We start from the raw sequence: 12,738 nt of genomic DNA, 5'->3' as shown, positions 1-12,738 counted from the left end.
GGGTCGAGATTAGCTGTTTCTTTCGTGCTGTGCACTAGCGGGTGTGGGGGTGTTTTTGCCTGCGGCGCTGGGGTTTGGCGACGTTTGCGGCAGGTTGGGTGGTTTGCTTTGAAAAGGTCGCTAATCGGCGTAGTTGACGACGGCAAAGTAGTTCGACCTTGTGGGCGGGAATCTGATGGCTAAGTGCGGGTTTTGGGCCCGTGGGGCGGTTTTGGGGTCGTTGCTTTGGCCTTTCCTTGCTGTCTTAGTGGTCTATTAGCGTTGCCCCTGTGCGGGGCGGCACCTACTTTTCTTTGCCTGCCGCAAAGCAAAGTAGGCAAAAGAAAGCGGCTCAAACCGCTAACCATTAAGCGGGGCCCGTGGTCCGCGATGGGTAGTGGTGCATCTGGAATCCGTGCCCTCGCGCATTTGGCGGTAGCGGCACAGCAGTCATTCTTCCGGCGGCGCTGCGCGCGCCCCAACGACCGTTCACACACCGTCAGCACGTATACGTGCTGACGGTGCTCGGGCTGCCAAACGGTTTGCTCGTAACTGGCGGCTGCAAGTCGCGCAGCCGGGCCATTGGGGAGGCGATGAACTGTGGAAGATTTGAGAGGCTACGGGCGCCCTGAATGGCCGCAATTTCGAAGCGCCGCGCACGCGAAGAGGTGGGGCACTCGAAGATGGTGAGCGTTGAAAATTGCAGGTGGTTGAAGAACGACCGGACGGGGCGCGGAGCGCCACCGGAGGAATGACTGCTGTGCCGCTACCGCCAAATGTGCGAGGGCACGGATTCCAGATGAGCCACTAATGTGACTGTGCGGGGGACCCGCTTAATGGTTAGCGGTTTGAGCCGCTTTCTTTTGCTTACTTTGCTTTGCGGCAGGCAAAGAAAAGTGAGTGCCGCCCCGCACAGGGGCAACGCTAATAGACCACTAAGAAAGCAAGGAAAGGCCAAAGCAACGACCCCAAAACCGCGCTACGCGGCCAGCGCTCTATTCCCGACTAGCAATAGCCCGCCGCGCGTCAGTGCCAGAAGCAGCCCCAGAACCCTCGCCCCCACTAGCCGTCTGCGAAGACCCATCCCCCCAAACAACGGAGTTATCCACCGCATACAACCGGCAAGGCGCGACGCTTTGCTTCTGGCAATTAGCCACAGCAACCGAATTAGGATCATCCCCACCTTCAGCCCACGACCACGCCCCAGAATCAGAAACAGCAAACGCCCGACTCGGATACTGATGCAAGAAATTCCGATACCCATTCCGCCCGGCTTCATCGACATAAGGCACGGAATCGACCGCGTCGACAGCAGCAAACCCACTCGCCTTAGGCGCAGAAGGATCCTCGACCCGATACTGCACGCCCGTCGGCATCCCAACCTGCGCAAGGAACGCCTCGACCGCCGGCCACCACACATGCACGCCGTCACGATCGCCAACCAGCCGATGCGCGTCGTTCTTGTAGTTGCCGAAATCCACCATCTTCGCGCTCGCGCCATGCGCGCCATACGCGGCATACATGCCCGCCACCAGCGGCGTATTCCACACCGAATCGTTATCGCCGTACATCCACAGCGATGGCACGCGGGTCTTCTCACCGTACGTGCCGAACGCCCGCGTCAGATTGCCCTGCCAGTCCTTGCACGCATCCTGCCGCAAACCACCCGAGAAATTGATCAACGCCCGCACACCCGGCGCGGCCTCAGGGCCGTAAGCCATCGTCGCCAAGCCGCCATGCGACGTGCCCGCCACCACGATATGCGACGCGTCCACATACGGCTGCTTCGACATGAAATTGATCGTCGCGGCGACGTCGCCAGCCTGGCCAACGCCGTTGCGCTCGACGTCGCAACCGTCCTGCTGATACACGCCGTCCGAATGGCCAAAGCCCTGGCGGTTCGGTGCCACCACCACGTAGCCGCGACGCACGAACTCGCGCGCGAAAGGCAGCGGGTCGCTGCGTTCCTGCGTGCGCGGATCGCCGGGAATCTTGCCGTGGTTGAAGACGATCATCGGAAACGGACCTGCGCCGTCCGGTTTGTAAATCGTCGTTTCGAGCGTGACCGAGCCGGCAGCGTCGACCGGTACGCGAATGATCTGTTCGTTCAGGCCCGCGGTGGGCAGATAGACATCGTCGTCGAGGGCAATGCGCGGCACGTGCGCGCGGGTCAAGGGGCCCGCCTGGGTGTCGGCGAGCGGGTCGGCATGCGCGAGTGCAACCGCGCACGTGGCCGTTGCACACATCACCGCACACTTCGTCAGAATCTTGCTGAACACCATTGACGCACCTGCCTCAAAATCCTGCCCTGAACACCGTGGTGTTTGTCTGTCGAATTGGTCGCTGACAGTTGCCTTTCAGCTTGTTTCGACACACAAAAACACACTCGCGTACGTTATGCGCCAGGCGCACGCACGCTAATCGAGATCGCACGGGATGAACCCAAACGGCCGACGCGACCCCACGCGCCGATGATGAGCGCCACGGTTGCTGCCCGACACTGCCGCCGAACCCACACTATCTGGTGCTCGGCAGAGCGCCCTGCGCATTTTGCGGAGTGGTATGGACCCTCTCTCGCAACGTGACGTCATGAAGCTACGGACTCATCCTGGCACGACAATTTTGTTTTGTGCAATCAAGGAGAACCCGCGACGAAAAAATTGCCGCCCGCCAATCGGCCTGCCAAATGCCGCGAAACGCAGGCCTCGCGGGTGTCTGGCTGTGCGAAGCAATGCGATCCGTCGCGTGTGTTGTCGTGCTGAGCCAACACGAAAAAAAAGGCCCTTATACAGGGCCCTATGTGAACACGGTGAAAACCACGCCGCTGCGCCGCGTAAGGCGCTGAAAGGTTACGGACTATTCGCTGACGTTGCCGTCGACATAACGCCAACGACCATCCTCGTCGCGGACAAAGCGGCTCAGTTCGTGCAGCCGATGCGCGCGTCCCCCCACCTTGTATCGTGCGATGAATTCAACGGTGGCATGACCGTCGTCGGTCTCGGCGAAAGCCTTGATCTGCAGTCCGAGCCAGCGCGGCGCGTCGGGCGCGGCCGGGTCGACGTCGAGGTCGGCGGGACAGGTTTGCGGCGCCCAGGTGGCGCGCAGGTAATCCGTTGCGCCCACAACATACGCGCTATAGCGCGAGCGCATCAGTTCGAGCGCGCGCGGCGCTGCTTCGCCGGTGTCAGTGGCGTCGATATAGCGGCCGCAGCATTGCGCGAAACGGGGCGCTTTGGCGCCGCTGCGTTGATCGGGAGCGGCGCCGCCGCACGGGCAGTCGACAGGTCGTTGCGTCGACAACAATGATTTATTCATCAGACTTTCAACCTAGCCCGCGCGCGATGAGGATCTTCTGGATATCGCTGGTGCCTTCGTAGATCTGGCACACGCGCACGTCGCGGTAAATTCGTTCCACCGGGAAATCGCTCAGATAGCCGTAGCCGCCGTGAATCTGCAACGCGGCCGAACAGATGCGCTCGGCGGCTTCGGAGGCGAACAGCTTGGCCATCGCCGCTTCGGTAAGGCACGGCTGACCGGCATCCTTCAACGAAGCCGCGTGCCAGATCAACTGGCGTGCGGCTTCGAGTTGCGTCGCCATGTCGGCGAGGCGGAATTGCACGGCCTGGTGCGAGAACAGCGGCACGCCGAAGCTCTCGCGTTCTTTGGCATAGGCCAGCGCGGCCTCGAAGGCGGCGCGCGCCATGCCGACGCTTTGCGCCGCGATACCAATGCGTCCCCCTTCGAGCCCCGACAGCGCGATCCGATAGCCTTCGCCTTCCGCGCCGATCCGGTTCGCGGCCGGCACGCGGCACTCTTCAAAAACGATCTGCGCGGTGTCCGACGAATGCTGGCCGAGCTTGTCTTCGACGCGCGCGACGACATAGCCTGGGGTGTCGGTCGGCACGATGAACGCGCTGATGCCGCGCTTGCCCGCCGCCTTGTCGGTCACGGCCATGACGATCGCGACGTTGCCGTTCTTGCCGCTCGTGATGAACTGTTTGACGCCGTTCAGCAAGTACGCGTCGCCGTCGCGGGTCGCCGTGGTGCGTAGCGCCGACGCGTCGGAGCCCGCTTGCGGTTCGGTCAGACAGAACGCGCCGAGCATCTCGCCGCGCGCGAGCGGCGTCAGCCAGTCGCGTTTCTGCGCGTCGTTGCCGTAGGTGAGCAGGATGCTGCACACGGGGCAGTTATTGACGGAGATCGCCGTCGACGTCCCGCCGTCGCCGGCAGCAATTTCTTCGAGGATCAGCGCGAGCGCCAGCGCGTCCATGCCGGCGCCGCCGTACGCTTCGGGCACGAGCACGCCGTAAGCGCCGAGTTCGGCGAGCTGCCGGTGCACGTCGCGCGGAAAGGTCCGCTCGCGGTCCCACGCGGCCGCGTGCGGGGTGACGGCTTCGCGCACGAAGGTGCGCAGCGCGTCGCGGACCATCGAATGATCCTGATCAAGCACCATGAATCTGTCTCCTCACCAGTCGAGCGGTGTGCCGTCGTATTGATAGAAACGGCCGTTGAAGTCTTCGTGTAGGGCCGCGGCCTGCGCGAGCACTTCGCGCATACCAGTGACGCTGCGCGCCGGGTCGATCGCGGCCTGAGCGCCGCCCATGTCGGTGCGTACCCAGCCCGGATGCAACGAGACGCAGGTCGCGCGGTGCGCTTCGAGCGACGCGAGTTTCAGCGCGTCGTTCAAGGCCGCCTTGCTCGCGCGATACAGCCAGCCGGCCGTACCGCTCGCGTCGCCGATGCTGCCCATCTTGCTGGAGATCACCGCGAACACGCCGCCGGCGTCTTCGACGAGCGGCAGCAGGAGCGGCATCAATTGCATCGGACCACGCACGTTGGTACGCATCACATGGTCGAAGTCTTCGGCGGAGATCGCTTCGATGCCTTCGGTGTTCGGGCCGTACACGCCCGACACCAGGATTGCCGCATCGAGTCGTTCTCCATCGAGCTGCGAGCCGAGCTCGGCGATGTCTTCTTCCGAGGTGATGTCGACCGAAAAAGTCTCGGCACCGAGCGCGTTCAACGCGTCGAGCGCGGCGCCGTCGCGCGCGGTGGCGAGCACGCGCCAGCCGCTCTTTTTGTACTGCCGGACAAACTCCTGGCCGATGCCGCGCGACGCACCGACAATCAACACTGACTTCATCGACTCACCTCGATTCTTCGAATGCCGTAACGAGTACGGCAATGAACGCCGCAATGAACGCCGCAGCGAATGCGGCAAGCCACGCGTTAAACCAGCTCAACGCCCATCGCGGTCGCTTCGCCGCCGCCAATGCACAGCGTCGCGACGCCACGCTTCAGGCCGCGCTTCTTCAACGCGCCGATCAGCGTGACGAGAATCCGCGCGCCCGATGCGCCGATCGGATGCCCCAGCGCGCAGGCGCCGCCGTTCACGTTGACCTTCTCGTGCGGCAGATGGTGTTCCTTCATCGCGGCCATCGTCACCACGGCAAACGCTTCGTTGACTTCAAACAGATCGACTTCTTCTGCGCGCCAGCCGTTCTTCTCGAACAGCTTGCGAATCGCGCCGACCGGTGCGGTGGTGAACTTTGCCGGTTCCTGCGCGAAGGTCGAGTGGCCGACCACGCGCGCGATCGGCTCGACGCCGAGACGCTTCGCGGTCGACTCGCGCATCATCACGAGCGCGGCGGCGCCGTCGGAAATCGACGACGAATTCGCCGCCGTCACCGTGCCGGTTTTGCTGAACGCGGGCTTGAGCGTCGGGATCTTGTCGAGGTTCGCTTTGAACGGCTGCTCGTCGTGATCGACGGTCACTTCGCCTTTGCGGCTTTCCAGCTTGACCGGCGCGATTTCCCAGTCGAACGAACCGTCTTCGTTCGCGCGCTTCGCGCGGTTGAGCGACTCGATCGCGAACGCGTCTTGCGCCTCGCGCGTGAACTCGTACGAGCCCGCGCATTCCTCGGCGAAGGTGCCCATCAGACGGCCTTTTTCGTAGGCGTCTTCGAGGCCGTCGTAGAACATATGATCGATCACCTGGCCGTGACCCATGCGCATGCCGCCGCGCGCCTTGGGCAACAGATACGGCGCGTTCGTCATGCTTTCCATGCCGCCCGCCACGATCACATCGACGGAACCGGCGGCCAGCATGTCGTGCGCGAACATCGCCGCGCGCATGCCGGAGCCGCACATCTTGTTGACGGTCGTGCTGCCGGTGCTCAACGGCAAGTGGGCGCCCAACGCGGCTTGCCGCGCCGGCGCCTGGCCGAGGCCGGCGGGCAACACGCAGCCCATCACCACTTCGTCGATCTGCTCGGGCTTGAGGCCCGCGCGTTGCACCGCGGCTTCGATCGCGATCGAGCCGAGTTGCGGTGCGGTCAGCGACGCGAAGTCGCCCTGGAAAGCCGCCATCGGCGTGCGGGCTACGCCCACGATGACGATCGGATCGTTCTGCGTCGGGTTCATGTTTGTCTCACTCATGCTTGCCTCAATCATGTTTAAGCTCCTTGATCACACCTTCGACGATCGCCGGCACGTCGCCGAGCCGGGCCGCGTCGTTGTCTTCCTTGTACGCACCGCCGGCCGCGACGGCCGCGATGCAATCCTTGTAGGTCGCGTCGAGCGTGGCCGCGTCGCTGATCGCCATGCCGAGGTTGCGCACCTTGCCGTCGTGCACGCCATACACCCAGCCGTGCACGGTGAGTTCCTGACCGCGTGCCCACGCGTCGTTGACGATGGTGGTGCGGCACACGTTCATCACCTGTTCGATCGTGTTCAGTTCGACCAGACGACGGTGCCGCGCCTCGCCGAGCGGCCAGTTTTCGAGCAGCGCGGCATGCTTGCTGCGCACGTCCTGCACGTGATGCAGCCAGTTGTCCGCGAGACCCACGCGCCGGCCGTGCAGCGCCGCGCCGACGCCCGAGCAGCCATAGTGGCCGACCACCATGATGTGCTTGACCTTCAGCAGATCGACGGCGAACTGAATCACCGACAGACAGTTCAGATCGGTATGCACCACCACGTTGGCGATGTTTCTGTGCACGAACACTTCACCCGGCGGCAGGCCGATGATCTGGTTCGCCGGCACACGTGAATCGGAGCAGCCGATCCACAGGTATTCAGGCGTTTGCTGATGCGCGAGACGCGAGAAATACTCGGGGTCTTCGGACAGCTTGCGGGTGACCCACGCGTCGTTGTTGTCGAACAGATGCGCGAGCGGGTGGGGGGACGGATTGACTTTCGTGTTCATGGCGTGTCTGGGCGTTTGCTCGACCGATGGACCGGCCGGTGTCGTTGCATAAAGTTCGGACGAGGCGTTCAGCGCGGCTTTCCGTGCAGCACTCAGCGCGCGCGTTTCACGCGGCTCGCACGTTGGATTCGTCGGCTGAAGCATCCGGTGCGGCCGGCGCGGACGAAGCCGCATCGGCGAAGCGTTCCGGATAGCGGACGCAGAAGCGCACGCTGTCGTCGTACGGGAAAAAGTCGGGCAGTTCGCCTTTCAGTAGATGATCCTTGTGCCGTTGCCACAGCGCGGGACCGAAGAAATCCGCGTGATGCTGCATGAAGGAACGGCGCACGCGTGGGTCGCCGAGCAGGAACGTGCCGTACGTCTCCGGGAAAATGTCGTGCGGGCCGACTGAGTACCACGGCTCGCCCGACATTTCGTCTTCTTCGTTACGTGGCGCCGGCACCGCGCGCACGTTGCAGTCAGTCAGATATTCGATTTCGTCGTAGTCGTAAAACACCACCCGGCCGTGACGCGTCACGCCGAAGTTCTTGTACAGCATGTCGCCGGGGAAAATGTTGGCCTGCATCAGTTCCTTGATCGCATTGCCGTATTCCTTGATGCCGTGTTCGACGTCCTGGTCCGTGCCGTTCTGCAGGAACAGGTTGAGCGGCACCATGCGGCGCTCGATATACATGTGGCGAATCACCAGATTGTCGCCGTCGTATTCGATCAGCGACGGCACTTCCTTTTCGAGTTCGCGCACGAGCGCTTCGTCGAGCCGCGAACGCGGCAGCGCGACGCTCGAATATTCGAGCGTGTCGGCCATGCGGCCCAAACGGTCGTGCCGTTTGACGAGCTGATACTTCTCCTTGATCTGCGCGCGCGTGGTTTCCTTCGGCGGCGGGAAGTGGTCTTTGATCAGCTTGAACACATACGGAAACGACGGCAGCGTGAACACCAGCATCACGAGCCCTTTGATACCGGGCGCGATGATGAACTGATCGCTCGAATGCGACAGATGATGCAGCAGGTCGCGATAGAAGAGATTCTTGCCCTGCTTTTGCAGACCCACCGACGTATAGATTTCCGCCTTCGGCTTGCCCGGCATGATCGTGCCGAGAAACTCCACGTACGCGGACGGCACTTCCATATCGACCAGAAAATACGAATGCGAAAAGCCGAAGATGATCAGCAACTGGTCGCGCTTGAGCAGCACCGTGTCGAGCGCGAGCACGCCGGGTTTCACATGGCGCAAGGGCACCGCGAACGGCAGCAGCAGATCACCGTTGATGATCCGCCCGACGATATACGCCGACTTGTTCCGGTAGAACAGCGACGACAGCACGTGAATCTGGAAATTGGGCGCTTCGTCGAACGCGCCGAACGCGTCGTGGATGGTCTGCATGACGCAACTCACGTCGCGCGTCAGATCCTCGAACGGCGGCTCGAGCTGGAAATTCGTGACGACGCGTTCGAGCGTGGCGGCCAGCCCGTCCTTGCCGGGGTAATACGCGCGATATGTCGGCTTCGCGGCCGGTTCGTCGTTCTCGATGTACTCGGTCGAAATCGCCGGGCGCACGAAGATGAAGTCGTTGTTGAAGTACGAGCGGTGCAGGATCTTGCAGCACACGGAATTGAAGAACGTTTCCGCGCACTCGGGCTGGCGGTGCGTGGTCAGCAGGCCGATGTAGTGCAGCTTGATCTGCTGCCACACTTCGTCGTCGATATTCTCGGCGTCGTATTCGTCTTCGAGCAGTTCGACGCATTCCTCGACGCGCTCGTCGTACGAGGTAATGCGCTCGCGCGCGAGCTTTTGCAGGCCATGCCAGTCGGCTTTCTCGAACAGCGTCTTGGCGTGGATCGCGGCGTCGCGAAAGATCCGATAGTGCCGGTCGAATCCTTCGAGCATGGTCTGCGCGACGTCAAAGCCGATTTGCGACGACAGCAGTTTAGGGAAGTGATTCATGTCGACCGTGCATTCGCCTCATGTCGTGAAGACACCCACGATTGTATCGTCCGGGTGGGCCCGCGACGCATCGCGCCGCTTATGCGTGCCTGGTTTCGCGTGTGCCGTTCTCCAGCAGCACGCGCGCCTGAGCTTCATATTGCGCGAGGTCTTCGAGCGTCGCGTTCAGATCTTCCAGTTGACGTTCGAGCACATCGCGATGCCGCGCCACCGTGGCGAGGAACGCGTGCAATTGCGGCACGGTGTCGGTCGGCGATTCGTACACGTCCAGCAGGTCGCGTATCTCCGACAGCGTGAAGCCGAGCCGTTTGCCGCGTAGCGTGAGCTTCAGGCGCGTGCGGTCGCGGGCCGAGTAGACACGCCGCAAACCGCTCGATCCTTCGCGGCTCGGCGAGAGTAAACCCTGGTCTTCGTAGAAACGGATCGCGCGCGGCGTGACGTCGAATTCCCGTGCGAGCTCGGTGATCGTGAATTGCGTGTTCATCGGGGCATCTCGTGGCCGGGCAGAAAATCGGATTGGACGATAGAATCGACGTTTACGTTATCGTCAACTTGAGCTGAACGCAACACCCGCAGGAACCTGGTAGAAACCCGGCAGTAACCGGCAGTAACCGGCAGCAGACACGGCGCACTACGGCACGAGCGTGCCGCAACCACGCCGCCCGGCATCGCACACCTCGCCATGCCGGACGGCCGACGGAGGAAGACACCCACAATGAATGCACTCGAACATCAACTCGACTACCCGTTCAACGACACGTTGCCGGACGCAGGCCACGCGCTGGAAGTCGCGCCCGGCGTGTTCTGGCTACGCATGCCGCTGCCGTTCGCGCTGGACCACATCAACCTCTGGCTGTTGCGCGACGAGTTCGACGGTCAGCAGGGCTGGACGGTGGTGGACTGCGGCATTACGTCGGACACGATCAAGGAGAACTGGGAGACAGTGTTCGACACGGTGCTCGACGGTCTGCCGGTGTTGCGCGTGATCGTCACGCATTGCCATCCGGACCACATTGGTCTCGCGCACTGGATTTGCACGGGCGGCGACAAACAGCGCTGGGACGTGCGGCTGTGGATGACCCTTGGCGAATACATGCAGGCACGCGTAATGGCGGCCGGCGACGGCTCGAACGCGGGCGGCGAGGGCGCGGCGCGACACTTCGCGCGGCACGGCGTGACGGATGAAGAGTCGCTCGACAAACTGCGCAATCGCAAGAGCTATTACGCGAGTCTGGTGCCGGCGATTCCGGGGCAGTACCGGCGTCTGCGTGAAGCGGATGGCGTGAAGATCGGCGGCAAGACGTGGCATGTGGTGACGGGTTTCGGTCATTCGCCGGAACACTGCGCCCTGTATTGCGAAGAGACCGGCGTGCTGATTTCCGGCGACATGGTGTTGCCGCGAATTTCGACCAATGTGTCGGTGTTCGATATGGAGCCGGAGGGCACGCCGCTCGCGTTGTATCTGGAATCGCTCGGCCGTTACGAGACGATGCCGGAAGACACGCTGGTGTTGCCGTCGCATGGCAAACCGTTTCGCGGCGTGCGCACGCGTATCCGGCAGCTGCGCGAGCATCACGATGCGCGCCTGGCCGAAGTGCGCGAGGCTTGCGCGGAGAAACCGCAGAGCGCCGCGGATATCGTGCCGCTCATGTTCAAGCGCCAGCTCGATATCCATCAGATGACGTTTGCGATGGGCGAGGCGCTCGCGCATTTGCATCTGCTGTGGCTTGCGGGAGAGTTGAAGCGTGAGCAGAGTGAGGATGGGGTGATCCGTTTTTCGCCGGTCTAAAGAGCGTTAGTGGGTCGATAAAAAAAGCCCGGTGCGTTTCGTACGCAACCGGGCTTTGCTTTTATTCGCCTCTGAAAACCAGCAGCCTTACTGCACCGCCACCGTCCCAAAGTTCTGCCGTCCAAACGGACTCACGTGATAGCCGCTCACAGTCGTGCGCGTAATCGCCGACGCGGTCGGATACCCGAGCGGAATCCACAGCGCCTGATCGTGAATGATCTGCTGCGCCTGTTCATACGCTTTCGCTCGCTTGGCCTGATCCGGCGTCGACTTGCCGTCGGCGATCAGCTTGTCCAGATCCTGATCGCAGAAGCGCGCGAAGTTGATCCCCGACTTCACCGCATTGCAGCTAAAGAGCGGCGACAGGTAGTTGTCCGGGTCGCCGTTGTCGCCGGCCCAGCCCATGAACAGCGAATCGTGCTGGCCTTGTTTGGCCTGCTTGATCAGCTCGCCCCATTCGATCACCTTCACCTCCGCCTTCACGCCGATCTTCGCGAAGTCCGCCTGCAGCAGTTCGGCGCCGGCCTTCGGATTCGGGTTCAGCACGCTGCCGTTCGGACGCACCCAGATCGTCGTTTCGAAGCCGTTCGGATAGCCCGCGTCGGCGAGCAGCTTCTTCGCCTTCACCGGGTCGTACGGCCACGGTTTCACCGCCTTGTCGTAGCTCCACGTGTTCGGCGGATACGGATTCACGGCCGGCGTCGCGGTGTTGTCGAACACGGTCTTCAGATACGTGGTGCGGTCGAACGCCATGTTCAGCGCGGCGCGCACCTTCTGGTTGTCGAGCGGCTTCTTCTGCGTGTTCAATGCGACGAACGCCGTCATGAACGCGGGCGTTTGCACGATGGCGAGCGACTTGTCGGTCTTCGCGTCGGCGAGATCCTGCGGCTTCGGCGACAGCGCGATCTGGCATTCGCCCGCTTTCACCTTCTGCGCCCGCACCGTGGCGTCCGGCGTGATCGCGTAGATCAGGCGGTCGATCTTCGGTTTCGGGCCCCAGTAGGTCGGGTTCACGTCGTAACGGATCACGGCGTCTTTCGTGTAGCTCTTCAGTTCGAACGGACCGGTGCCGATCGGCTTTGCGTTCAGGTCGACCTGCTTGCCTGCCTTGAGCAACTGGTCGGCGTATTCAGCCGAATAGATCGACGCGAAACCCATTGTCAGGATGGACACGAAGGTCGCGTCCGGCGCGTTCAGCTCGAATTTGACGGTGTTGTCGTCGACCTTGCTGACCGACTTGATCAGCTTCGGCAGGCCCATCGACTGCGCATGCGGGAAGCCGCTCGCGCCCGTCACCTTGTGCCACGGATTGCTGTCGTTGAGCATGCGGTCGAACGTGAAGACGACGTCGTCGGCATTCAGCGCACGGGTAGGCTTGAAGTAGTCGGTGGTCTGGAACTGCACGTTCGGGCGCAGATGGAACGTATAGGTGAGGCCGTCGGCGCTCACGTCCCACTTGTCGGCTAGCGACGGCTCCACTTTCTTCGCGGCCTCGTCGTACGTGACCAGCGAGTTGAAGATCACGTCGGCCGACGCATTGGTCGTGACGAGCGAATTGAACTGCACGACGTCGAAACCGTCAGGGCTCGACTCGGTACAGACGGTCAGCGGTTTGGCGAGCACGAGCGCGGGCGCCGTGAACAATACGGCGGCTGCGAGCAGTTTGAAGCGCATAGGATCTCCCATAACAAGCGCAGTCAGGCAGTGCGTCTGGTTGTGTGGTTATGTTCCGTTGACGAGGGTGGCCGGCGTGGCCGCCGTCTTTATTGTGATACGTTTCCGGCGCTGGCGCATGACGCCGATAATGCCGCCCATGCG

General features: G+C 62.5%; 10 protein-coding genes. 1 reads left to right on the top strand and 9 read right to left on the bottom strand.

The features are described from left to right. Window positions 1-974: 974 nt before the first annotated feature. From FA94_RS18490 to FA94_RS18455, 8 genes are all read right to left on the bottom strand, one after another. The gene (locus tag FA94_RS18490; RefSeq protein WP_035553836.1) at window positions 975-2,261 is read right to left on the bottom strand and encodes a dienelactone hydrolase family protein; all 1,287 of its coding nucleotides are present in this window, start codon (window positions 2,259-2,261) and stop codon (window positions 975-977) included. 574 nt (window positions 2,262-2,835) lie between these two features. Beyond that, window positions 2,836-3,294 (bottom strand): YchJ family protein, encoded by a 459-nt coding sequence (locus FA94_RS18485; RefSeq protein WP_035553835.1) that lies wholly within the window; start codon window positions 3,292-3,294, stop codon window positions 2,836-2,838. A 7-nt stretch (window positions 3,295-3,301) separates the two neighbouring features. Further along, on the bottom strand, window positions 3,302-4,432 hold the full coding sequence (locus FA94_RS18480; RefSeq protein ID WP_035553832.1) for an acyl-CoA dehydrogenase family protein: 1,131 nt from the start codon (window positions 4,430-4,432) through the stop codon (window positions 3,302-3,304). A gap of 12 nt (window positions 4,433-4,444) precedes the next feature. Beyond that, window positions 4,445-5,122 (bottom strand): SDR family oxidoreductase, encoded by a 678-nt coding sequence (locus tag FA94_RS18475; RefSeq protein ID WP_035553829.1) that lies wholly within the window; start codon window positions 5,120-5,122, stop codon window positions 4,445-4,447. 86 nt (window positions 5,123-5,208) lie between these two features. Next, entirely contained in the window at window positions 5,209-6,417 is a 1,209-nt protein-coding gene (locus FA94_RS18470; protein ID WP_035562473.1) for an acetyl-CoA C-acetyltransferase, read from the bottom strand. Window positions 6,418-6,424: 7 nt separating this feature from the next. Further along, window positions 6,425-7,186 carry a carbonate dehydratase gene (can, locus tag FA94_RS18465; RefSeq protein ID WP_035562470.1) on the bottom strand — a complete coding sequence of 254 codons (762 nt, stop codon included), beginning with the start codon at window positions 7,184-7,186 and terminating at the stop codon, window positions 6,425-6,427. A gap of 106 nt (window positions 7,187-7,292) precedes the next feature. Then, complete coding sequence (gene aceK / locus FA94_RS18460) at window positions 7,293-9,131, bottom strand: bifunctional isocitrate dehydrogenase kinase/phosphatase (RefSeq protein WP_035553827.1); 1,839 nt, start codon at window positions 9,129-9,131, stop codon at window positions 7,293-7,295. A gap of 79 nt (window positions 9,132-9,210) precedes the next feature. Further along, the gene (locus FA94_RS18455) at window positions 9,211-9,615 is read right to left on the bottom strand and encodes a MerR family transcriptional regulator (RefSeq protein WP_035553825.1); all 405 of its coding nucleotides are present in this window, start codon (window positions 9,613-9,615) and stop codon (window positions 9,211-9,213) included. 231 nt (window positions 9,616-9,846) lie between these two features. Here FA94_RS18455 and FA94_RS18450 point away from each other — a divergent pair, with 231 nt between their 5' ends. Then, the gene (locus tag FA94_RS18450; RefSeq protein WP_035553823.1) at window positions 9,847-10,920 is read left to right on the top strand and encodes an MBL fold metallo-hydrolase; all 1,074 of its coding nucleotides are present in this window, start codon (window positions 9,847-9,849) and stop codon (window positions 10,918-10,920) included. An 87-nt stretch (window positions 10,921-11,007) separates the two neighbouring features. Here FA94_RS18450 and FA94_RS18445 read toward each other — a convergent pair whose 3' ends face one another. Next, window positions 11,008-12,594, bottom strand: coding sequence for an ABC transporter substrate-binding protein (locus FA94_RS18445; RefSeq protein ID WP_035553820.1), 1,587 nt, complete (start codon window positions 12,592-12,594; stop codon window positions 11,008-11,010). Between the last annotated feature and the right edge of the window lie 144 nt (window positions 12,595-12,738).

The organism is Burkholderia sp. 9120, assembly GCF_000745015.1.
In the GTDB taxonomy this organism is placed as follows: domain Bacteria; phylum Pseudomonadota; class Gammaproteobacteria; order Burkholderiales; family Burkholderiaceae; genus Paraburkholderia.
Note: the sequence above shows the minus strand (reverse complement) of the source record. Positions and strands in the feature narration are given on the sequence as shown.

What these genes read in the sequence shown, in the direction of transcription:
- FA94_RS18470 (WP_035562473.1), bottom strand. Translation starts at nt 6,417, where the DNA reads ATGAGTGAGACAAACATGAACCCGACGCAGAACGATCCGATCGTCATC.
- FA94_RS18450 (WP_035553823.1), top strand. Translation starts at nt 9,847, where the DNA reads ATGAATGCACTCGAACATCAACTCGACTACCCGTTCAACGACACGTTG.
- FA94_RS18480 (WP_035553832.1), bottom strand. Translation starts at nt 4,432, where the DNA reads ATGGTGCTTGATCAGGATCATTCGATGGTCCGCGACGCGCTGCGCACC.
- can (WP_035562470.1), bottom strand. Translation starts at nt 7,186, where the DNA reads ATGAACACGAAAGTCAATCCGTCCCCCCACCCGCTCGCGCATCTGTTC.
- FA94_RS18485 (WP_035553835.1), bottom strand. Translation starts at nt 3,294, where the DNA reads ATGAATAAATCATTGTTGTCGACGCAACGACCTGTCGACTGCCCGTGC.
- aceK (WP_035553827.1), bottom strand. Translation starts at nt 9,131, where the DNA reads ATGAATCACTTCCCTAAACTGCTGTCGTCGCAAATCGGCTTTGACGTC.
- FA94_RS18445 (WP_035553820.1), bottom strand. Translation starts at nt 12,594, where the DNA reads ATGCGCTTCAAACTGCTCGCAGCCGCCGTATTGTTCACGGCGCCCGCG.
- FA94_RS18475 (WP_035553829.1), bottom strand. Translation starts at nt 5,122, where the DNA reads ATGAAGTCAGTGTTGATTGTCGGTGCGTCGCGCGGCATCGGCCAGGAG.
- FA94_RS18490 (WP_035553836.1), bottom strand. Translation starts at nt 2,261, where the DNA reads ATGGTGTTCAGCAAGATTCTGACGAAGTGTGCGGTGATGTGTGCAACG.
- FA94_RS18455 (WP_035553825.1), bottom strand. Translation starts at nt 9,615, where the DNA reads ATGAACACGCAATTCACGATCACCGAGCTCGCACGGGAATTCGACGTC.